A 20,945-nucleotide genomic window follows, 5' to 3' on the forward strand; every position below is an offset into this window, starting at 1 on the left:
GCGCCCCTACAGCGTGCACGTTTTTATCGTAGGGTCGCCATTCATGGCGACCTGGTCATTCACCGCACGACATCAAACACACTCACCCAACGCTTCCAGAATGCAATCCGGATACGCCTGCAACCTGGCCAGCGCTTCTGCGTAAGAGGGCATCGAGTGTGCCGCACCAGAACGCTCCACACACAGCGAAGCATAAGCCGCGGCAAACAGCGCCGCCTGCGGCAGCTCATCGCCGGAAGCGAGACGCGCCGCCAGTGCGCCATTGAAAGCATCGCCCGCGCCGGTGCTATCCAGCGGCTGAGCCGGAAACAGCGGAATACGTAATGCCTGTTGTCCGGCAACAGAGAGCAAGGCACCCGCAATCCCCAGCGTAATGATGACCTGACGTGCGCCTTTGCGGTGCAGCACTTCTGCGGCCTGCTGCGCGCTGATGAAGTCGGTTACCTTCACGCCAGTCAGCTGCATCGCTTCGGTGCTGTTAGGTGTCAGCAAATCCACCTTCGCCAGCAGCGCATCCGTGACTTTCTGCCACGGTGCGGGATTCATGATCACAAAGGTGCCGCCGGCGCGCGCATTGTCGATCATGCGCTGAATGGCGCTGAGGTTATTCTCCAGCTGAACCAGCAGAATATCGGCGGCAGCCACCGTGGGTTGGCAGCGCGCCACTTCCGCAGCGGTCACGGTGGTATTGGCGCCAGGATAGACCGAAATCATGTTCTCGGCATCGTCGCCCGCCACGTAAATCAGCGCATTGCCGGTCGGTTTTTCTTTGCAGGTAAACAAGGTAATGGCATCGAAACCGGTCTTTTCCAGATGACGGCGCGCAAACATGCCGAAGTCATCATTACCTATTTTGCCGATGTAGTGCACGCGCGCCCCGGCACGCAGCGCCGCCGTCGCCTGGTTGGCGCCTTTGCCGCCCGGTCCCATCATGCTGGTATGGGCGGTGAGCGATTCGCCGGGCATCGGGAAACGGTTCATCACCGCCACCACGTCGAGGTTGAACGAGCCAAACACACACACTTTTCCTTTCATCATGCACTCCTGAACAGACGTTCGGCGGCTAAACAGGCACCGCGGCACCCGGTGTGATCGGTGGATTGGCTAAACACGATCTTCAGGCCGTCACGCGTAGCGGGTGGACGTAAATGCTGCTGAATCTGGCTGCGCAGCTGCGCCAGCGGGAAGTCGGCCATGGCCAGCACGCCGCCGCCGAGAATCAGGTATTCCGGATCGAGGATGTTCATTTCGGTGGCAATCAGCTGCGCCAGCCGCTGTACAAAAGCCTGCAATTCCGCATGTTCGCGATGTTGGCTAAACAGCGCTGACATGGCGGTTTCTGGCACGTTGACGGCTGCCCAACGGCTCAGCCAGTGGCCGGAGGTCACCGTTTCCGCACAGCCGTGATTGCCGCACGGGCAGGGCAGATGGTTACCGGCAATCGGCACGTGGCCGAGTTCACCGGCACCTCCGTGCTGACCGTGATAAAACTGGCCGTTAAGCCACAAGCTGTTGCCCATGCCGGTGCCTGGATACAAGCCCACGGCACTGTCCGGCAGCTGCTCCAGCTGCAGTAAATCCCACAGCATCAGGTGGTTAACATCTTTGTCCATCGCCACCGGTACGCCAAGCCGCTCGGTGAGCAGCGCGGCAACCGGTTGCTGATCCAGCGCCTGGATAAACGGCAGCGAAATCACCTGCTGGCGGTCGCGGCTGAGAATGCCGGGCAAGCCAAGCATCACGCCGCTGACCGGCTGCTGCTCCAGCGTCTCACTGATCAACTGCCCCAATGCGCTTAAGGCATCGGGCTGCTGTGCCCAGCTGGCCGTCGGCACTTTACGGAAGCTTGACCAGATACGGCCGGCTTCCATCAGCTGCAGACGTGTGCCGGTGCCGCCAATGTCGATACCGAGCCAGCATTTTTTCATGCGGATACCTGCGCCAATCCCTGAGCCTCATCAATGCTTTCGCGCATCATGTTCCAGGCGGTTTCCAGATCGTCGTGAATATTGAACAGACCGGAGGTGCCGACAATCAGCACTTCTGCGCCAGCGCCAACCAGCGTGTTGTAAGTACGAGTATTGCAGGAGCCGTCAATCTCAATCAGATAGTGATAGCCGTTGGCCTGCTTTAGCGTTTTCAGCTCTTGCACCTTCTGCACCATTTCCGGAATAAACGGCTGTCCGGCATAGCCCGGATCGACCGTCATCACGGTGATCTTATCCACCAAATGAATGTAGTGATGGATAAAAGAGACCGGTGTGGCCGGGTTCAGCACTACGCCGACTTTTTTGCCGAAGCTGCGGATCATATTGATCACACGGAACGCGTCGCGGTTGATGGTTTCGGCGTGCGGGCAGATGTAATCCGCACCGGCTTTCGCAATCACTTCAATGAAATCGGTGGGTTGCTCGACCATCAAATGGACATCCAGCGCCACCTTGGTAAACGGGCGAATCTGCTCAATGAAGAACGGCGACAGCGTGATATTTTTCACGTAGTGACCATCCATAATATCGATGTGAAGGAAGTCGGCGCGGGAGTCCAGCACGGCGAGCTGGTGCTTGATCTCCATCAGATTCATACACATCAACGACGGGGAGACTTGAATACGCATCATACTTCCTTTTTTTCGGTCAAAGGGTTAAGCGCCGCAGCCAGTTTGCTGAGCTTGACGGCACGATGTTCGTTAAAGCGGGTTTTAAATTGTTTGAAGGCCAGCACCACAATCAGCACCGCGCCCCACATCGCCAGGCTGACGTGCTGGCTGATGTTCATCAGGTTGAAACCGGTGGAGAGCACTTGCAGCGCGATCAGCGCCAGCACCACGCCGGTGACGCGCCCAAAACCGCCGTTGGGATCGGTACCGCCGAGGATGATCGCCAGCACCGTTAACAGCAGGTAAGCGTCGCCGTAGCCCATACGCGCCGAGTTAAAGCGCGCCATCATGATCAATCCGGCTAACACGCACAGCAGGCTGGAGATGACGTACACCAGAATCACCATACGATGGGTATTAATACCGCTGAACCAGGTGGCATTGATGTTGCTGCCGCCCATGTAGATGCATTTACCGGCGCGGGTTTTGCCGAGGAACAGCGCCAGCAGCGCGGCGGCAATCAGAAATACCCACAGCGGCAGCGGGACGCCGAGCAGCGTATCGGAACCGAGCGCCTGCACCACCGACGGCATGCCGCTCACCGCCGCGCCTTTGGTCAGCCAGATGCCGATACCGTTGAGCGTCATCATGGTGGCCAGCGTCACCAGAATCGGGTGCGCGCCGATGCGCGTGACCATCACGCCGGTAATCACGCCAATCACCGTGGCGATCAGCATTGCGCCAATAATTGCCATCAGTAGCCACAGCAGCTGCATGCCGGTGCCAGCATCGGCGGGCAGGGCGCTCATCAGCGTCCAGGCGATAAACAGCGCCGTCAGGTTGGCGGTGGCAATAATCGCCAGATTGAGGCCGCCGCTGAGAATGGCGATAAACATCGCCAGCGTCAGCAAACCGAGTTCGGGCAGCTGAAACGCCATGCTCATAAAGGTGGAATCGGTGAGAAAGCGGCCTGGCAGCATGACGGTGAAGATCGCCAGCGCCAGCGCAATCAGCAGCATCAGGCCGATATTGGTGCCGTCCGGACGCAGAGCAGAGAGTGATTTCATATTTTTTGCTCCTGTGGTCAGACGAAACTGACGTCAGTTTCTTTACGTTTTTTGTAATGAGTCACGGCGATGGCCACCATGATCACGCCGCCCACCACGATGTTCATGAAGTAGTTGGAGACGCCAATCAGGTTGAGGCCGTTCTTCAGAATGGCGATAAGGAAGACGCCCATTAGCGTACCGCTCACCGTGCCTTTGCCGCCCATCAGGCTGGCACCGCCGAGTACGGTGGCCGCCAGCACATCCAGCTCGCCGCCGACCAGCGCATTCGGCACCACTTCACCCATGCGATAGACCTGCACCAGCCCGCCAATCGCCGCCATCGCACCCAGCCAGCCGTAGGCGAACAGATGAATCAAACCCACGCGAATACCGATACGGCGCGCTGATTCGGCATCGCCGCCTACCGCATACAGCTGGCGACCAAGATTGGTTTTGTTCAGCAGCAGCGCGGTCAATCCGGCAATCACCAACATGGTCACCAGCGGCAAGCCAAGCTGGAAGCTGTTGCCTTGCCACGTAAACGGCAGCACGCTGCGCAGGGTGATCCACCAATCCGGCAATGAATAGAGACTTTTGCCGCCGGTCACCCACATCAGCAGACCAAACAGCAGCGACTGCATGCTGATGGTGATGATGATCGACACCACGCGCAGCGTGGTAATCAGCAGGGCGTTAATCACGCCAAACAGCGTGCCGCACACCACCGCCAGCAAGATGCTGAGCACGGCGTTATCAAACTGGAACTGCACAAACAGCGAGGCGATCAGGTATTGCACCACCGACGCCACCGCCGCGAAGGAGATGTCGATGCCACCGGTCACCAGCACCACAAACAGGCCGAGCGCGAAGATGCCGGTGACGGCGTAGCTTTCCGCCAGATCGAGCAGGTTTTGCACCGTCAGGAACTGGTCGCTGGCGGCGGAGAAGAACAGGATAAAAGCCAGCAGTACCCAGGCGAGCCAGCCCTGGCTGGAGTGCGGGCGTAAACGAGAAAAATCAGGCATTAATCACCTCCGCCAGCTGGTGTTGCTCAACGGTATCGGGTTGGTATTCGGCATGAACGGTGCCATCACGGAAGTGCAGGATGCGGTCGCAGTTGTACCAAACTTCGGGCACTTCATCGGAAATCAGAATGATCGACAGCCCCTCCTTCGCCAGCGCATGAATCAGCTGATAGATACTGGCTTTAGCGCCGACATCTACGCCGACCGTCGGCGAATCAAGAATCAAAATACGTGGCTGCGTCAGCACCCACTTCGCCAGCACGATTTTCTGCTGATTACCGCCGGAGAGCGTGGAGATCGCCAGATTGGGATCGGCGACGCGCACGCCGAGCTGCTGAATCCACTGCAGGATCAACTTGTTCTTGCGGTACTCATCAATAATGTGAAAACGGTTCTGCAGCTTGTCGAGGATCGGCAGCACCATGTTGTCGGCCACCGATTGCTGCTGCACCAAACCGAGGGTGAGGCGATCTTCGGAGACATAACCGATCCCGGCCTTAATGGCATCTTCATGGCCACGAAAGCGCACCGGTTTGCTATCGAGCCAGATCTTGCCGCTGTCCGGTTTGGTCATGCCAAACAGCGACAATGCCAGTTCGGTGCGGCCGGAGCCAAGCAGGCCGCACAGGCCGAGTACTTCGCCCTGATAGAGTTTGAAATTGACGTCGTGATATTGGCCGGCACGCGTCAGTTTCTCGACTTCGAGAATCAAGCGATCGTCATTGCGGGTCGGCGTTTTTAGCTGATAGTCGAGCTTCAGCCCGGTCATCAGTTCGGTGAGATGGTGCGGCGTCATCTCTTTAGCCGGCCAGCAGCCCATTTTGCGCCCATCGCGGATTACCGTAACGCGGTCGGAGATCTCCAGCACTTCATCCAGGCGATGACTGACGAACACCACGCAGATGTTTTTGTCTTTCAGGTAACGTACGGTGCGCAGCAGCTGATTTACTTCGGTACGCGTTAATGATGCCGTTGGCTCGTCCATAATCACCAGCCGCGCATCGGCGACCAGCGCGCGACAAATCGCCACCTGCTGGCGCTGCGCAATCGACAGGGACGACACTTTTTCATCCAGATTGAGTTCGAACTTCAGTTCATCAATGATGCGCTGTGCCGTTGCACGCAGTTTGCCCTGGCGATGCCAGCCGAGCAGGCTATTCAGGTTGTGCTCAAAGGCGATGTTTTCCGCCACGCTGAGATTGGGGAACAGCGACAGATCCTGGTAAATCACCTGGATGCCGAAGTCACGCGCCTGACGGGTGGTCAGACGCGGGAAGCTGGGGCCTTCACCCAGCGTAATACGGCTGCCGCTATCCGGGGCGTGCACCCCGGAAATGACTTTGATTAAGGTGCTTTTGCCACAGCCGTTGGTGCCAGCGAGACAGTGCACTTCGCCAGCCAGTAGGGTCAGCGAGATATCGCTCAGTGCGCGATTGCCACCAAATGTTTTCGACAGGTTGTCGAGCGCAATTAGCGTCTGTGGGATCACCTCATTCATCATTACAGCCCCATTTTCACCAGTTTTGGCAGATTCTCTTTGTCCAGGCTTTCGGTGTTATTGCCGAGGATGGTGTGCGTCGCCTCGTCTACCTTCACTTTGCCCAAACCCTCGATGGTCATTCCGTCGGTGATTGGCTCTTTTTTCTGCATCATGTCGGCGATGCGCACAAACACTTCGCCAGCGGTTTGCGGATTCCAGATATAGCCGCCTTTAATGGCACCGCGCTGCACCAGCGATGCGCCCTGGCCCGGGCTGAAGGCGCCAATTACGCAAACCTGGTCAATCTTGTTACGGTTCATTACCGCGCGGCCGGCGCCAATTGGGCCTTGTGAACCGAAGGCCATAATGCCTTTCAGATCCGGGTACTTAGACATCAGTTCGTTGGTGGTGCGAATCGAGTCATCCAGCGATTCGCCCACGCCGAACTTGTCAGTCACCATCTGCATTTTCGGGTAGTGTTCTTTCTGGTAGTTCAGCGCGGCATCGGTCCACTGCTGATGCAGCGGCACGGTCAGGCTGCCGACGTACATGGCATATTTGCCCTCTTCATGCATGCACTTCGCCAGCGCTTTCATGTGGTTGATGCCGTGCGTTGGCGCATCTACCAGTTCAAAGTCCCAGTTGGCACCTTTCTGATCTGGTGATTCGTGGGTAATGACTTCAATGCCGGCATCACGCGCGCGTTTCAGCACCGGCTCCAGCACTTTCGGGTCATTCGGCACCACGCCAATGATGTCGACTTTCTGCGCAATCAAATCTTCGATAGCACGCACCTGCAAAGCGGGGTCGGCTGCGGTTGGACCCACCATCCACGCGTCAATACCGCGCTTGGCCGCTTCACTCTTGATGCCCGCCTCCATGGCGTTGAACCACGGGATACCGCCAATCTTCACCACGATGCCCATACGTAATTTGTCAGCAGCGTGCGCCCCGGTGGCGGCAAACAGTGCGAGGAGAGAACAGGCGATAAGATGTTTTTTCATAAAGACTCCGATTTAATTTTTTATTAGCTGCATAGAATGGCTGCGCTGGGAGCAATCAATAACATTGACGCCGTTCCACGCTAATTCTTGTTCCAGCTCTTTGTCTTTTAATTGGTCAGTAATGAGAAAGTCCACATCGCGATAGTGGCAAATACGCGCGAATGAGGGCCGCAGGAATTTACTTCCATCCAGCAGCAGATGTTTTCTTTCTGCTGCTAATAACATTTGCTGTTTTAAATGTGCGTTGTTTTCGTTACCTTCACGTAAATAACCGTCATTGCCTAAACTGCTACAGGAAAAAAAGATCTTATTAATCTGAAATTCCCTGAGCGGTTGCTCGGCGACTACGCCGTGGAAATCTTCATAACGGTCAGAATATTCTCCCCCCAGACAGATGGTGCGGATACTGCCGCGCGCCGCAAGGGTTTGCACAATTCTGATGGAATTGGTTAATACCGTTAATTCAATATCCGGTAGCTGTCGCGCTAAATACCAGCATGTGGTGCTGCTATCGAGTAATATACAATCGCCGGGGCTAATGAAATCGAGTGCGCGTTTGGCAATCGCCATCTTGGCATCAACATGTTCATTTATTCTCTGGCGGAAAGATAATTCAAACTCGTTAACACCACGTGTATTCCCCTGAATGTTGGCAGCCTGTCGTTTTGCTGGTACCGCACCGCCGTGGCTGCGTTGCAGCAGCCCACGTTTCTCCAGCTGAGTTAAATCACGACGAATGGTTTCTTGTGAAACCTGACATAACGTGACTAATTCAGCGACAATGACCCGACCATTTAAATTTAATTCGTCAATAATTCTCTGCTGTCTTTCAATCGGCAACATAACTGCCCTCCGATGGTTATAAATTACTGGATTGCGCCGCAGGAAAGTGTGGACTGCACACGAGTCCGTGGAGGTGAAAATGCCTGAGCTGATTAGAGTGATTTGGATCTGTAATTAATGTAAATGAGATGTCTGGTTATCAAAATTAAGTGATATTCATCACAAAAATACCGCTAATGCGCCGGGAGTAACGCGCTACGCGCGTTGAACGCTGCCAGCATACAATTAAGCCGACATGACCGGTTATGACCGTTTGTGTGTATTTGACCGTTTTGTGATTGCGCACCAAGAGTGCGACGAATCCGATTGAGCAGTAATCGGTCAAAACGGATGATGAAGGCATTGCATCATCCAGTACCCGATCGCCACAAGGTGCCTGCTTTTCCAGCAGTTAACCTCACTATTAGGGCCGGCTCACAGTTTAGGCCTGCTGACAGCGTTCCCGTTGCGCTATCATTTTCTTTCCAGGAATTTGGGGACCGATTTTTTTGATGTCGTATTGGATGAAATTACTGCTTTTATTGCCTTTTCTCTTTGTCGCGTGCGTGCAGGCTCAGCCACTGCAAAAGTCATTTTCTGACTGGCAGCTGACCTGCAACAATGCGGCTTTTTGCGTGGCTCGCAGTTTCCCCGGGGATAATGGCCTGGTGATGACTCTCTCACGTCATGCTGGCGTCAACGATCGCCCGCTGCTGCGCATCGATTACGGCAGCGCCTACAGTGGCGATCTGTCGGGCGGTCCGCTGAAAGATAACCTGCTGCTCGATCAGCGCCGTCTGACACCCGATCTCAAACACTGGACGGTGGAACCGCATCATCTTGCAACCAGCAATGCTATCGCCATCGATGAGTTCCTGGCGCAGACGCTGGATGCGCAGAATCTGCAATTAACCTACAAAGCGAGCGCTACCGTTCCCCTCAGCGGGATGAAGGCAGCGCTGTTACTCATGGATGACGTGCAGGGCAGGGTGAACGGTGCCAGTGCCTGGGTGAAACGTGGCGACCGTGTGCAATGGGATGTGCCGCCGCAGCCGATGCTGCCGCAGCTCCCTGCACCGTTGCCATCGCCAGCGCCGTTAACCCAGGAAGAGACCAGTGGATTGATTGATTACGGCACCTGGCGCGTGAATACCGATAACTGCTCGCTCGATCCGCTGCGGCGCGAAGTGAGCGTATCGCCGCTCACTGACAGCAAAGCGCTGCTGCTGGTCAGTTGCGAAACCGGCGCTTACAACGTTATCGATCTGGCATTTGAAGTGACGCGCAGCGCGCCGTATGTATCGCGAGGTTTGAGTTTAACGCTGCCGTTTACCCCGCCTTCCCGTAGCGACACGCAGCTGGAGCTGGTAAATGCGGAATTCGATGCCAGCAATGGGTTGCTTTATACCTTCAGTAAAGGGCGGGGATTGGGCGATTGCGGTGTGGCGACGCGCTGGCAGTATGACGGCAGTGAGTTTGTGCTGGCAGAATATGCAGAAGAGAAAACCTGCGATGCCTGGCACAGCAGTGAGGATTGGCCTACGTTATGGATCAGCGAACCGCAGAATCCGGTGCAATCGCGTTAACCAGGTGCGCATAAAGGTACAAATCGTGCAGATGGGTAACAGTTTGCTCGCTGTAGTTAAAATGTGCTTGCTGTCCCCCATCCCGGCCTTCCCCCATAAATGGGGGAAGGAGACGTTGCCACATGTAGCTCCAAAACTTACATATAGCAGAGTCTTCCTCCCCCATTTATGGGGGAGGACCGAGGTGGGGGGCAGCCAGCACGGACCGAGGCAGGCGACCGCCATCCACCATCCAGTTACCGAATTGCCTGCACCGTCATCGGTGAACCGGACTGATTGCCCACCAGTTCGGTTAGCATGTTGTTTACGCCATCGCTCATCGGGGTGAAGCGCGTGAGTGGCGAACGCGTCACCACCACAAATACACCAACGTTGTGCTGTGGCACCATCGCCATATAGGTGATGAAACCGCCGCCGCCGCCGGTTTTCTGAATAATCCCCGGACGACCCTCCTTCGGCCCCATATACACCCAACCCATGCCCAGCGCGTCGGCGCGGCCCGGTACATCCATGCCTTCAACTTTCGTTAGTTGGTCGCGACGGTAAATCAGGGTTTGCAGACGATCGATCTGCGGCGTGCGGTGATTAACCGCCGAATTGAGGAACTGCTGCATCCAGCGTCCCATATCGTCTGGTGTCGAGTAAACGCCACCGCTGCCAATCGCGGCCAGCGTGTTGTTACACGGGCTGGCACCTTTTTCCGCCACCATCAAACGCTGACACTGATCTGGTGACGGCGTGAAAGTGGTGTCTTTCATACCGAGCGGACGCGTCACCAGCTGCTGCAGCAGCGCTGGATAAGGCGTGCCCGCCGCTTTGGCTAAAGCATCGCTCAGCAGATCAAATCCCAGATTAGAATAAGCCGCGCGCGAGCCGGGCGTTGCTTTCAGTTCAGCACCGCTGAGCCACTGCCAGCGATCGGATTTGGTCGGCCAGACAAACACCGGACGATGCGGTTTGCCGCCAGGCTGCTCGCGCGGCAGGCCGCTGGTGTGGGTTGACAGGTTAATCAGGCGAATCGGTTGGCCGTTATAGCTTGGCACGCGTGCTCCGGGCGGCGCGTATTTGCTCAGCGGATCGTCAAGACGGATTTGACCGCGTTCGGCCATCTTTACCATCACTTCGCTGGTCATTAGCTTGCTTAGCGAGGCGATACGGATCACCGAATCCTGCTGCGGACGCACGTTATTGCCAGGACGCGTATCACCAAAGCTGGCGAAGACACGCTGATTGCCATCAATCGCGACCAGCGCCATGCCGGTTGCGCCGCTGCCATAGAAAATGTGCTCGGCATAGCGATCAACAATCTGCGATGCCAGCAGCGGATCGGGTGACGACTGCGCCATGCTTTTTAATGGAAGCACTGAAACCATTAAGGCCAGTAAAAAAGGAGTACGTTTTTTCAACGGGAAAGCGTCCGCTATGAGAATCGGAGGAAAGCTTATAGTAATCAGTTTGAGCGAGGCGTGAAGGGGGCAGAGCGGATTTTTTTCTGTATCAGGCTGTGATCAAAAAATGGCCCTTACGCCAAAAAGACGCAGGGCCAGATCGATTAGTGCGGCTTGAGTAAGGCTTCAGTGTGGCTAACGATGTTCTCCACGGTGAAACCGAATTCCGGGAACAGTTTGCCGGCCGGTGCTGACTCACCGAAGGTGGTCATGCCGACAATCGCGCCGTCCAGACCGACATACTTGTACCAGTAATCGGCAATGCCGGCTTCCACCGCCACGCGCGCTTTTACGCCGGATGGCAGCACCGATTCGCGATACGCCGCATCCTGCTTATCAAACACGTCGGTGCTCGGCAGTGAAACGACGCGGATGTTGTGGCCGCCCGCGGTCAGTTTCTCCGCCGCGCCAAGCGCGATTTCGATCTCCGAACCGGTGGCGATAATGATCGCGTCCGGCGTGCCTGCGCTGTCTTTCAGCACATAGCCACCGCGTGCGATATTCGCTACCTGCTCCTGGCTGCGTTCCGGCTGCAGCAGATTCTGACGCGACAGGATCAGCGCGGTTGGGCCATGATGGCGCTCAACGGCGGCTTTCCACGCCACCGCAGTTTCTACCTGGTCACATGGACGCCACAGGCTGAGATTTGGCGTCACGCGCAGGCTGGCGATCTGCTCAACCGGCTGGTGGGTTGGGCCATCTTCGCCAAGGCCGATCGAGTCATGCGTATACACCAATACCTGACGCGCTTTCATCAACGCCGCCATGCGCACCGCATTACGCGCGTACTCAACGAACATCAGGAAGGTGGCGGTGTAAGGCACAAAACCGCCGTGATGGGCGATACCGTTGCCAATCGCCGTCATGCCAAACTCACGCACGCCGTAGTGAATGTAATTACCGGCGGTATCCTCTTTGATCGATTTCGAGCCCGACCAGATGGTGAGGTTACTTGGCGCCAGATCGGCTGAACCGCCAAGGAATTCCGGCAACAGTTTACCGAACACTTCCAACGTATTTTGTGAGGCTTTGCGGCTGGCGATTTTTTGCGGGTTAGCCTGCAGCTGTTCAACAAACTTCTGCGCTTCGCTCTCCCAGTTCGCCGGCATTTCACCGTTTAGGCGACGCGAGAACTCTTGCGCCAGCTCAGGATGCGCCGATTTATACGCGGCAAATTTCTCATCCCAGGATTTCTCACGCTGCGCACCTGCTTCTTTGGCATCCCATTGCTGGTAAATCTCTTTTGGGATCTCAAACGGCGGATAGTGCCAGCCCAGTTTCTGCCGCGTCAGCGCCACTTCCTCTTCGCCCAGCGCTGCGCCGTGCGACTCCTCTTTACCGGCTTTATTCGGCGAGCCGAAGCCAATGGTGGTGCGGCAAATAATCAGTGACGGCTTATCGGTGACGCTTTGCGCTTCTTTGATGGCGGCGGCGATCGCTGCCGAGTCGTGGCCGTCAATGCCTTCGGCGCTGCCCACAACATGCCAGTTATAGGCTTCGAAGCGTTTATGGGTGTCATCGGTGAACCAGCCTTCGGTTTCACCATCAATTGAGATGCCGTTGTGATCGTAGAAACCAATCAGTTTACCGAGGCCCAGCGTACCCGCCAGTGAACTCACTTCGTGCGAGATGCCTTCCATCAAACAGCCATCGCCCATAAACACGTAGGTGTGATGGTCAACAATGTCGTGACCGGGACGGTTGAACTGCGCCGCCAGTGTACGTTCGGCAATTGCCAAACCCACCGCGTTAGCTAAGCCCTGGCCCAGCGGACCGGTGGTGGTTTCTACGCCCGGCGTATAGCCAATTTCCGGGTGGCCCGGCGTTTTTGAGTGCAGCTGACGGAAGTTCTTCAGCTCTTCCATCGGCAGATCGTAACCGGTGAGATGCAGCAAACTGTAAAGCAGCATCGAACCGTGACCGTTGGAAAGAATAAAGCGGTCACGGTCGGCCCATGCCGGGTTATTCGGATTGTGTTTCAGCACATCGCGCCACAACACTTCGGCGATATCAGCCATACCCATCGGCATGCCGGGGTGGCCGGAATTTGCTTTTTGTACCGCATCCATGCTGAGTGCACGAATGGCGTTAGCCAACTCTCTGCGTGAAGACATAAGGTTCTCCCTTGTGATTTGGCGATAGCGGACAAGCCGTTGCTCATCCGCCATAAGAGTGATTGCGGGTTACAGACGTGACGAGAGGACGTCTTCCAGCTTCTGCTGGTCGATAGCGAACTGGCGGATGCCGTCTGACAGCTTCTCAACCGCCATCGGATCCTGATTATGTTCCCAGCGGAATTCCGCTTCTGACAGTGAAGCCGGCTGATGGAAGCCTTCAGTTGATGGCTCCAGCTTACGTTCCAGCGGCGCATCGCTGTTGGCCAGCTCTTCCAGCAGGTTAGGCGAAATGGTCAGGCGGTCGCAGCCGGCCAGCGCCTGAATTTGCTCTACTTTACGGAAGCTGGCACCCATGATGACGGTGCTGTAACGGTGCTTTTTGTAGTAATCGTAGATACGACGCACAGATTTCACGCCTGGATCTTCGTCGACCACATACGGGTCGATCGGCTTGCGTGAGTTGTACCAGTCATAAATACGGCCAACAAACGGTGAAATCAGGAATACACCGGCTTCGGCACAGGCGCGGGCCTGCGCGAAGGAGAACAGCAGCGTCAGGTTGCACTGAATGCCGTTCTTCTCCAACTCCTCAGCGGCTTTGATGCCTTCCCAGGTGGAAGCCAGTTTGATCAGAATGCGTGAGCGGTCAATGCCGTACTCTTCGTACAGGCGCACCAGTTTCTCAGCTTTGGTGACACACATGCCACGATCGAAGGAGAGGCGCGCATCCACTTCGGTCGAAACACGGCCCGGTATGCTTTTCAGAATTTCCATACCGAGGTTGATCGCCACTTTGTCGCTGGCGTTGATGATTTGCGTCTCTTTGCTGCCGCCCTGTTTTTTCGCGTAGTCGATGGCGTCATCAATCAGATGTTTGTAACCCTCGAGACCGGCAGCTTTTAGGATCAGTGATGGGTTAGTGGTCGCGTCTTGCGGGTGATAATTACGAATAGATTCAATATCGCCGCTGTCGGCCACCACGGTGGTGTACTGTTTTAGTGCGTCTAGCTGGTTCATCGCTTAACTCCTTGATTAGCAATAATGTGGGCAAAGGTGTTGCACCCATTCCTGTTAAGTCGTGGTCCAACACAGTGCTACAGACGTTGCACGAAGAAAATGCGTTTTCTCTGATTGTGCCGTCGTGGCGCTTAAGAGGTGCGATAGTGAAAGGAGGACGGGCCTTAATCGGTTCAGCTACGCTTTTTGCCATCAATAAGGATAGCAGGCTGTGGCAAAGCCGCAGGCGAAGCGGTAGCAATCCGTGCCTTTAAGACTGCGGGTTCTTTGAGCGCCTTCACCCTTCTTTGTGGCGTAGATTCCTATACTGAACGCTCATTTAGCTGCGCCACAGGATGCCTAATGGACGATCAACTCAAGCAAAGCGCTCTCGATTTTCACCAATTTCCCACCCCCGGAAAAATTCAGGTTTCACCCACCAAGCCGTTAGCTACGCAGCGCGATTTGGCGCTGGCCTATTCGCCCGGCGTGGCCGCGCCTTGTCTGGAAATTGCTGCCGACCCGCTGGCCGCGCGGAAATACACCGCGCGCGGCAATCTGGTGGCGGTGATCACCAACGGCACCGCGGTGCTGGGGCTCGGCAACATTGGCGCGCTGGCCAGCAAGCCGGTGATGGAAGGCAAGGGCGTGCTGTTTAAGAAGTTCGCCGGTATTGACGTGTTTGATATCGAAATTGATGAGCACGATCCCGATAAGCTCATTGAGGTGATTGCTGCGCTGGAGCCCACCTTCGGTGGCATTAATCTTGAAGATATTAAGGCACCGGAGTGTTTTTACATTGAACAGCAGCTGCGCCAGCGCATGCAGATTCCGGTGTTTCATGACGATCAGCACGGCACGGCAATCATCTGCACCGCCGCGGTACTCAACGGTTTAACCATCGTCAAAAAAGCCATTAGCGATGTGCGGCTGGTGGTATCGGGCGCGGGCGCCTCGGCCATCGCCTGCCTGAATCTGCTGGTGGCGCTCGGCATGCAGAAGCACAACATTGTGGTATGCGATTCCAAAGGGGTGATCTATCGCGATCGCGAACCGAATATGACACCGACCAAAGCCGAATATGCGGTTGCCGATAGCGGCGCACGCGCGCTGGATGAGGTGATTGGCGGCGCAGATATTTTCCTTGGCTGTTCCGGCCCGAAAGCGCTGACGCCGGAGATGGTGCAGAAGATGGCGCAGGATCCGCTGATTCTGGCGCTGGCTAATCCTGAACCGGAAATCATGCCGCCGTTGGCGAAGCAGGTGCGGCCCGACGCCATTATCTGCACCGGGCGCTCTGATTTCCCCAATCAGGTGAACAACGTGCTGTGCTTCCCGTTTATCTTCCGTGGCGCGCTGGACGTGGGCGCCACCGCCATTAACGAACAGATGAAGCTGGCGGCGGTGCACGCCATTGCCGCGTTGGCGCAGGCGGAACAGAGCGATGTGGTGGCCTCAGCGTATGACGATCAGGATTTAAGCTTCGGCCCGGAATATCTGATTCCTAAACCCTTTGACCCGCGATTAATTGTGCAGATTGCACCAGCGGTAGCGAAAGCGGCGATGGAGTCGGGCGTCGCCACGCGGCCCATCAGTGATTTCGATGCCTATCGCGAGCAGCTCACCGAGTTCGTCTACAAAACTAACCTGTTTATGAAGCCGATTTTTTCGCAGGCGCGTAAAGATCCGAAACGCGTGGTGATGGCAGAAGGTGAGGAGGTGCGCGTGCTGCATGCCACCCAGGAGCTGGTGACGCTCGGGCTGGCGAAGCCGATTTTGATTGGTCGTCCCAACGTGATCGCTATGCGCCTGCAAAAGCAGGGATTAAAAATCGAAGCGGGGAAGGATTTTGAGATCGTTAATAACGAATCCGATCCGCGTTTCAAAGCGTACTGGAGCGAGTATTACCAGATCATGAAACGGCGCGGCGTCACGCCGGAAACCGCGCAGCGTGCGGTGATTGGCAATCCGACGCTGATTGGCGCGATCATGGTGCATCGCGGAGAAGCGGACGCGCTGATCTGCGGCACCATTGGCGATTATCAGGAACATTACGACGTGGTGGAGAAAGTGTTTGGCCTGCGCGATGACGTGAAAGTGGCGGGCGCGATGAATGCGCTGTTACTGCCGAGCGGCAATACCTTTATCGCTGATACGTACGTCAATGAAGACCCCAGCGCGGAGCAATTGGCGGATATTACGCTGCTGGCGGCGGAAACCGTGCGCCGCTTTGGTATTGAGCCGCGCGTGGCGCTGCTGTCTCACTCCAGCTTTGGTACCTCAAACGCGCCGGGCGCGCGTAAGATGCGCGAAGTGCTGGCGCTGATCCAGCAACGTGCGCCGAATTTAGAGATTGATGGTGAGATGCACGGCGATGCTGCGCTGGTGGAGACTATTCGCCGCGAGCTGATGCCTGATAGCCCGCTGAAAGGCACGGCTAATTTGCTGATCATGCCAAACGTGGAGGCGGCGCGCATCAGCTATAACCTGCTGCGCGTCTCCTGTTCTGAAGGCGTAACAGTGGGGCCGGTGTTAATGGGGATTAGCAAGCCGGTACATGTGTTGACGCGCATCGCCTCGGTGCGGCGCATTGTGAATATGGTGGCGTTAGCGGTAGTGGAGGCGCAGACCGAGCCGTTATAAAACCAGGTCGCCATGAATGGCATAATGCCGATTAGTAAAGCGCTGAGCGACTTTCGTTCGCCATCGGCTGGGGCAGTTTCAGCTATGTCGTGCGGCGACCGAGCAGAGGGCGTCTGGCCACGCCCTCTGCACTCCGGGCCCTGCGCCAGCCCATCCCGCCGCTTCGCGGTGCCTTCGCTCCCTCGCGATTCCTGACGGACCGGCGGCGATTCGCTCCTGCTCAGCGCCGCCTCTCGCCGCATCCCTGCGGCTCGCCCTGGAATCCCTCACTCGCTCAGCGGGCTGGGATGTCGCCTCAACACCCGCGCTGCAGCAGCAATGCCTATTCCTGAATCATCATCGCTGTAACGCCTGTAGGGTCGCCATTCATGGCGACCAGGTAACCCATGCAGAGCAAGTGCGCTGCTTAACTGACGAGCATTACGCCATGAATGGCGACCCACGGATTATTTCAACCACGCCTTCACCGGCAAAAAATCGCGATATAGCGCGGCTTCGGGCGAATCGGCTTCCGGTTGATAATCATATTCCCAGCGCACCAGCGGCGGCATCGACATTAAAATGGATTCGGTGCGGCCGCCGGTTTGCAGGCCAAACAGCGTGCCGCGATCCCACACCAGATTGAACTCAACGTAGCGACCGCGACGATAGAGCTGAAACTGGCGCTCACGATCGCCCCACGGCAGCGCTTTGCGCTTCGCCACAATCGGGAGATAGGCTTGGGCGAAACCGTTGCCGACTGCCTGCATGAAATCGAAGCAGTAGTCAAAATCGGGGGTGTTCAGATCGTCATAAAACAGCCCGCCAATGCCGCGCTGCTCGTCACGATGCTTGAGGTAAAAGTAATCGTCGCACCACTTTTTGTAGCGTGGATAGATATCTTCGCCAAACGGCTGGCATAGATCGTGCGCGGTTTGATGCCAGTGCAGCGCATCCTCTTCGAAACCGTAATAGGGCGTGAGATCGAAACCGCCGCCAAACCACCACACCGGATCGGCGCCCGGTTTTTCCGCAATAAAGAAGCGTACGTTGGCGTGGCTGGTGGGCACGTACGGGTTGGAGGGATGGACGACCAGTGACACGCCCATCGCTTCAAAGCTGCGGCCCGCCAGTTCGGGGCGATGCGCGGTGGCAGAAGCCGGCATTTGGTCGCCATGCACGTGAGAGAAGTTAACGCCCGCTTGCTCGAAGACTGCGCCATCGCGCAACACGCGGCTGCGTCCGCCGCCGCCGCCGGGACGCTGCCACGCATCTTCGGCAAAGCTCGCCTTGCCATCTTCCGCCGCTAATTGGGCGCAAATATCATCCTGCAGCGCCAGCAAAAAGGCTTTGACGCGGGAAATATCGGGATTGCTCATCAGTCACTCGTTCCAGAAATTTGCCGTGATTCTACCACAGGATAAACGCTACGCTTCGCGGCGATCGACCTCATCAAAGTAACGGGCGATACCATCGGCAATCGCGCTGGCGATTTTCTGGCGGAACGCCTGAGTGCCAAGCAACTGCTCTTCGCGCGGGTTAGTAATGAACGAGGTTTCCACCAGCACTGACGGAATCGACGGCGATTTAAGCACCGCAAAGGCGGCCTGTTCGGTGTGCTGGCTGTGCAGATGATGCACCGGACGAATCTGATCCAGCACGTGTTTGCCGAGCGTTAAGCTGTTGCGGATGGTATCGGTCTGCACCAGATCGAACAGGATCTGGTTGAGATAATGATCTTTGTCCTGCACCTCGGCGCCGCCCACTTTGTCGGCATCGTTTTCACGCTGCGACAAATACCGCGCCATTGCGCTGCTGGCACCGCGATTGGAGAGGGCAAACACTGAAGCACCGTTGGCATCCGGGCTGGTATAGCCATCGGCGTGAATCGACATAAACAGGTTAGCGCCGTGCTGATGGGCAATTTCGACGCGCTGATAGAGCGGAATAAAGTGGTCGCTGTCGCGCGTCAGGCGCACCTCAATGCGCGGATGCGACTGCAGCAGCGTCTTCACGGTATTAGCGATGGCCAGTACGATGTGTTTCTCTTCCGAACCCTCTTCGCCTACCGCGCCAGAATCAATGCCGCCGTGGCCGGGATCAATCATTACGATGCGTTTGCCGCTGCTCGCCGGTTTTGGTGGCGTGTGGCGCGAGTTGACGCGCAGAGTGCTGTTCTCTTCCGTTGCCTGCACGGCGCGCGGCGATAACACCGCCAACGCTAAACCGGAAAGAATCAGTTGGCGACGATTGGTAAGGCGCTTAAGCAGTGAAATCTTCTTCATTAATGGGTCCCTGGCAGGTAAATCCTGCCCAGTGTTATAGCGTAACAATGGCCAGGCGGCGACCTCGTAACTATTTCAACTGTTTACTTTCTATTGCAACTAACGAACAGCCATGTCGCGCTTTTTTTGCGCCGTTGTCACGCGTGAGGGTTGCGCCAGGCAAAGAATGCGTGATAATCAGCGAATTGTGCCTAACAGCAGGGTAACGTCGATGGAAATCCGTTCTTTCCGCCAGGAAGATTTTGAAGAAGTGATTACGCTCTGGGAGCGTTGCGATTTGTTGCGCCCCTGGAACGATCCAGAGTTGGACATCGAACGTAAAATGAACCACGACCCGGAACTGTTTCTGGTGGCGGAAGTCGGCGGCGAAGTGGTCGGCACGGTAATGGGCGGCTACGACGGCCACCGCGGTTCCGTCTACTATCTGGCGGTGCACCCCGATTATCAGGGCCGTGGTTTTGCCAATGCGCTGATGAATCGTCTGGAGAAGAAGTTGATTGCGCGCGGCTGTCCAAAAATCAATTTGATGGTGCGCGAAGAGAACGATCAGGTGGTGGCGTTTTATGAAAAGCTTGAGTACGAGCCGGTGGATTCGCTGCTGCTGGGCAAACGTTTGATCGAAGATCGTGAGTATTAATGATCGGTTTGAAATACCTTCCTGAAGAGTACGATGCAAAAGGGCAGCTGCGGCTGCCGTTTCTTTTCTGGCTGATTCTATTATTGCAGGCGCGCACCTGGCTGCTGCTGGTGATGGCGGGCGCATCACGTCAGCAGGGTAATGATCTGCTGGCGCTCTTCTATCCCGATCGCCAAAGCTTCTGGCTGGGACTGGCGCTAGGCATTCCGGCCGCTATGGGTTTGCTGCTGACCGGCTATCGTCAGCGCTGGCCGCGCCTGTGGCAGCGTTGGCGTCACGTATTGAGTGCATCGTTGCTGATTAGCCTGCTGTGGCAGGGTTCAAGTTTGCTGCAAGGCGCCTTCCCGGATTCCCCGCTGCCACTGTTATTGACGCTATTCGATTTGCTCGCACTGTTCTGGCTGCAAACCCAGCAGCGGCTGCGCGACTGCTTTCTGCCGGAGCATCAGCATATCGAGTAAACTTTTTGCCGGTTTGCGACTCCAACAGGCACGCCAATCGGCTCAGCAGATCAAGGAGTTTTCATGAAAGTTGTTCGTCACGCATTGCTGGTTAGCAGCATGGTTCTGGCCGGCTGCGCCAGTTCAGGTTCCTCAACCAGCGCCAACGAAAGCCATTGGTACAATCCGCTCAGCTATCACTGGTCAGCGCTCAACCCGCTGGGCTGGTTTGGCGGATCGCTGGAAGTGACCGAACAAGGCGTCGCGGGGCTGACGAGCACCACCTCGATGTCGGAAGAGGCCATCAATAAAGCGCTGAACGGCGACTACAAACTGCGTCAGGGTATGCGCACGCAAAATGGTCAGGTGGTCGATTTCTGGCAGGCGCTGGATGGCGACAAGGTTAAATTGGTGATTAACGGCAGCACCCGCGTTGAGCGTATTGAGGTGCAGGATGCCGATGCCACAGCGGCGGACGGCAGCAAAATCGGCGATCTGTTCAGCGCTAAGTTCAGCAGAGCCTTTAATAACTGCAAAATGGTCAGTGGTCTGGATGCGCGTGATGTGGAGTGCCGTGCGCCGGGCAGCCAGCACATTTCCTACATTTATAGCGGTGAATGGCATGGTCCCGAAGGCTTGATGCCGTCGGACGATACCTTGAAAAGCTGGAAAATCACTAAACTCGTTTGGCAGCGCTAGGCGACACGTGGACGGCTACCCGGTCGTCCCTATTATTTCCACTCCCTGCATAAACTCTCCCGACGTCTTATGCCTTTTTAGACTTTGAAATCCCTAAACGATATATAAAACCGTTACAGCTTTCACCTGAGTTATA

The 20,945-nt window shown here is 56.3% G+C and carries 18 protein-coding genes; 5 read left to right on the forward strand and 13 right to left on the reverse strand.

Annotation, left to right across the window (positions count from 1 at the left end; translation table 11 throughout):
* Positions 1 to 72: 72 nt before the first annotated feature.
* Genes WFL93_RS10135 through WFL93_RS10170 form a run of 8 tightly spaced genes read right to left on the reverse strand, consistent with a single transcriptional unit; the run spans position 73 to position 8,000 of the window.
* Positions 73 to 1,035: a ribokinase gene (locus tag WFL93_RS10135; protein WP_336778172.1), complete on the reverse strand. Its 963-nt coding sequence runs from the start codon at positions 1,033 to 1,035 to the stop codon at positions 73 to 75.
* Complete coding sequence (alsK, locus tag WFL93_RS10140; protein WP_336778050.1) at positions 1,035 to 1,928, reverse strand: allose kinase; 894 nt, start codon at positions 1,926 to 1,928, stop codon at positions 1,035 to 1,037. The genes WFL93_RS10135 and alsK overlap by 1 nt, the downstream gene beginning before the upstream one ends.
* A complete protein-coding gene (gene alsE / locus WFL93_RS10145; RefSeq protein ID WP_336778173.1) occupies positions 1,925 to 2,617 on the reverse strand; it encodes a D-allulose 6-phosphate 3-epimerase in 693 nt (230 codons plus the stop codon). The genes alsK and alsE overlap by 4 nt, the downstream gene beginning before the upstream one ends.
* Complete coding sequence (locus WFL93_RS10150; protein WP_007890859.1) at positions 2,617 to 3,666, reverse strand: ABC transporter permease; 1,050 nt, start codon at positions 3,664 to 3,666, stop codon at positions 2,617 to 2,619. Before WFL93_RS10150 ends, alsE begins: the two co-directional genes overlap by 1 nt.
* A gap of 17 nt (positions 3,667 to 3,683) precedes the next feature.
* On the reverse strand, positions 3,684 to 4,673 hold the full coding sequence (locus WFL93_RS10155; protein ID WP_007890860.1) for an ABC transporter permease: 990 nt from the start codon (positions 4,671 to 4,673) through the stop codon (positions 3,684 to 3,686).
* Positions 4,666 to 6,171 (reverse strand): sugar ABC transporter ATP-binding protein, encoded by a 1,506-nt coding sequence (locus WFL93_RS10160; RefSeq protein WP_336778174.1) that lies wholly within the window; start codon positions 6,169 to 6,171, stop codon positions 4,666 to 4,668. Before WFL93_RS10160 ends, WFL93_RS10155 begins: the two co-directional genes overlap by 8 nt.
* 2 nt (positions 6,172 to 6,173) lie before the next feature.
* Positions 6,174 to 7,157 carry a substrate-binding domain-containing protein gene (locus WFL93_RS10165; RefSeq protein ID WP_049852952.1) on the reverse strand — a complete coding sequence of 328 codons (984 nt, stop codon included), beginning with the start codon at positions 7,155 to 7,157 and terminating at the stop codon, positions 6,174 to 6,176.
* Between the two features lie 12 nt (positions 7,158 to 7,169).
* A complete protein-coding gene (locus tag WFL93_RS10170; RefSeq protein ID WP_007890868.1) occupies positions 7,170 to 8,000 on the reverse strand; it encodes a DeoR/GlpR family DNA-binding transcription regulator in 831 nt (276 codons plus the stop codon).
* 491 nt (positions 8,001 to 8,491) lie between these two features.
* Here WFL93_RS10170 and WFL93_RS10175 point away from each other — a divergent pair, with 491 nt between their 5' ends.
* Positions 8,492 to 9,565: a DUF1176 domain-containing protein gene (locus WFL93_RS10175; RefSeq protein WP_049852951.1), complete on the forward strand. Its 1,074-nt coding sequence runs from the start codon at positions 8,492 to 8,494 to the stop codon at positions 9,563 to 9,565.
* Positions 9,566 to 9,801: 236 nt separating this feature from the next.
* Here the strand turns inward: WFL93_RS10175 and ampH are convergent, their stop codons facing one another.
* The 3 genes from ampH to tal form a co-directional block, all read right to left on the reverse strand.
* Entirely contained in the window at positions 9,802 to 10,971 is a 1,170-nt protein-coding gene (ampH, locus tag WFL93_RS10180) for a D-alanyl-D-alanine-carboxypeptidase/endopeptidase AmpH (RefSeq protein WP_007890873.1), read from the reverse strand.
* 146 nt (positions 10,972 to 11,117) lie between these two features.
* Complete coding sequence (gene tkt, locus WFL93_RS10185) at positions 11,118 to 13,127, reverse strand: transketolase (protein ID WP_007890876.1); 2,010 nt, start codon at positions 13,125 to 13,127, stop codon at positions 11,118 to 11,120.
* 69 nt (positions 13,128 to 13,196) lie between these two features.
* Positions 13,197 to 14,147 (reverse strand): transaldolase, encoded by a 951-nt coding sequence (gene tal / locus WFL93_RS10190; protein WP_007890880.1) that lies wholly within the window; start codon positions 14,145 to 14,147, stop codon positions 13,197 to 13,199.
* Between the two features lie 342 nt (positions 14,148 to 14,489).
* Between tal and maeB the strand changes: the two genes are divergently transcribed.
* Entirely contained in the window at positions 14,490 to 16,769 is a 2,280-nt protein-coding gene (gene maeB, locus WFL93_RS10195; protein ID WP_049852950.1) for an NADP-dependent oxaloacetate-decarboxylating malate dehydrogenase, read from the forward strand.
* Positions 16,770 to 17,215: 446 nt separating this feature from the next.
* On the opposite strand, the gene hemF is transcribed toward maeB, so the two are convergent.
* Positions 17,216 to 18,127 (reverse strand): oxygen-dependent coproporphyrinogen oxidase, encoded by a 912-nt coding sequence (gene hemF, locus WFL93_RS10200; RefSeq protein ID WP_007889023.1) that lies wholly within the window; start codon positions 18,125 to 18,127, stop codon positions 17,216 to 17,218.
* A gap of 48 nt (positions 18,128 to 18,175) precedes the next feature.
* Positions 18,176 to 19,033 carry an N-acetylmuramoyl-L-alanine amidase AmiA gene (gene amiA / locus WFL93_RS10205; RefSeq protein WP_049853033.1) on the reverse strand — a complete coding sequence of 286 codons (858 nt, stop codon included), beginning with the start codon at positions 19,031 to 19,033 and terminating at the stop codon, positions 18,176 to 18,178.
* Positions 19,034 to 19,244: 211 nt separating this feature from the next.
* Here amiA and WFL93_RS10210 point away from each other — a divergent pair, with 211 nt between their 5' ends.
* From WFL93_RS10210 to WFL93_RS10220, 3 genes are all read left to right on the forward strand, one after another.
* Complete coding sequence (locus tag WFL93_RS10210) at positions 19,245 to 19,670, forward strand: GNAT family acetyltransferase (protein WP_007889032.1); 426 nt, start codon at positions 19,245 to 19,247, stop codon at positions 19,668 to 19,670.
* Positions 19,670 to 20,131: a DUF2919 domain-containing protein gene (locus tag WFL93_RS10215; protein ID WP_007889034.1), complete on the forward strand. Its 462-nt coding sequence runs from the start codon at positions 19,670 to 19,672 to the stop codon at positions 20,129 to 20,131. Before WFL93_RS10210 ends, WFL93_RS10215 begins: the two co-directional genes overlap by 1 nt.
* Positions 20,132 to 20,194: 63 nt before the next feature.
* Positions 20,195 to 20,809 carry an RpoE-regulated lipoprotein gene (locus WFL93_RS10220; protein WP_336778051.1) on the forward strand — a complete coding sequence of 205 codons (615 nt, stop codon included), beginning with the start codon at positions 20,195 to 20,197 and terminating at the stop codon, positions 20,807 to 20,809.
* Positions 20,810 to 20,945: the final 136 nt, after the last annotated feature.

Source organism: Pantoea sp. USHLN256 (assembly GCF_037149875.1).
Lineage (GTDB): Bacteria > Pseudomonadota > Gammaproteobacteria > Enterobacterales > Enterobacteriaceae > Pantoea > Pantoea nemavictus.

What these genes read in the sequence shown, in the direction of transcription:
- WFL93_RS10135 (WP_336778172.1), bottom strand. Translation starts at nt 1,035, where the DNA reads ATGAAAGGAAAAGTGTGTGTGTTTGGCTCGTTCAACCTCGACGTGGTG.
- WFL93_RS10150 (WP_007890859.1), bottom strand. Translation starts at nt 3,666, where the DNA reads ATGAAATCACTCTCTGCTCTGCGTCCGGACGGCACCAATATCGGCCTG.
- WFL93_RS10155 (WP_007890860.1), bottom strand. Translation starts at nt 4,673, where the DNA reads ATGCCTGATTTTTCTCGTTTACGCCCGCACTCCAGCCAGGGCTGGCTC.
- WFL93_RS10165 (WP_049852952.1), bottom strand. Translation starts at nt 7,157, where the DNA reads ATGAAAAAACATCTTATCGCCTGTTCTCTCCTCGCACTGTTTGCCGCC.
- WFL93_RS10210 (WP_007889032.1), top strand. Translation starts at nt 19,245, where the DNA reads ATGGAAATCCGTTCTTTCCGCCAGGAAGATTTTGAAGAAGTGATTACG.
- hemF (WP_007889023.1), bottom strand. Translation starts at nt 18,127, where the DNA reads ATGAGCAATCCCGATATTTCCCGCGTCAAAGCCTTTTTGCTGGCGCTG.
- WFL93_RS10170 (WP_007890868.1), bottom strand. Translation starts at nt 8,000, where the DNA reads ATGTTGCCGATTGAAAGACAGCAGAGAATTATTGACGAATTAAATTTA.
- WFL93_RS10220 (WP_336778051.1), top strand. Translation starts at nt 20,195, where the DNA reads ATGAAAGTTGTTCGTCACGCATTGCTGGTTAGCAGCATGGTTCTGGCC.
- alsK (WP_336778050.1), bottom strand. Translation starts at nt 1,928, where the DNA reads ATGAAAAAATGCTGGCTCGGTATCGACATTGGCGGCACCGGCACACGT.
- alsE (WP_336778173.1), bottom strand. Translation starts at nt 2,617, where the DNA reads ATGCGTATTCAAGTCTCCCCGTCGTTGATGTGTATGAATCTGATGGAG.
- tkt (WP_007890876.1), bottom strand. Translation starts at nt 13,127, where the DNA reads ATGTCTTCACGCAGAGAGTTGGCTAACGCCATTCGTGCACTCAGCATG.
- maeB (WP_049852950.1), top strand. Translation starts at nt 14,490, where the DNA reads ATGGACGATCAACTCAAGCAAAGCGCTCTCGATTTTCACCAATTTCCC.
- WFL93_RS10215 (WP_007889034.1), top strand. Translation starts at nt 19,670, where the DNA reads ATGATCGGTTTGAAATACCTTCCTGAAGAGTACGATGCAAAAGGGCAG.
- tal (WP_007890880.1), bottom strand. Translation starts at nt 14,147, where the DNA reads ATGAACCAGCTAGACGCACTAAAACAGTACACCACCGTGGTGGCCGAC.
- WFL93_RS10175 (WP_049852951.1), top strand. Translation starts at nt 8,492, where the DNA reads ATGTCGTATTGGATGAAATTACTGCTTTTATTGCCTTTTCTCTTTGTC.
- WFL93_RS10160 (WP_336778174.1), bottom strand. Translation starts at nt 6,171, where the DNA reads ATGAATGAGGTGATCCCACAGACGCTAATTGCGCTCGACAACCTGTCG.
- amiA (WP_049853033.1), bottom strand. Translation starts at nt 19,033, where the DNA reads ATGAAGAAGATTTCACTGCTTAAGCGCCTTACCAATCGTCGCCAACTG.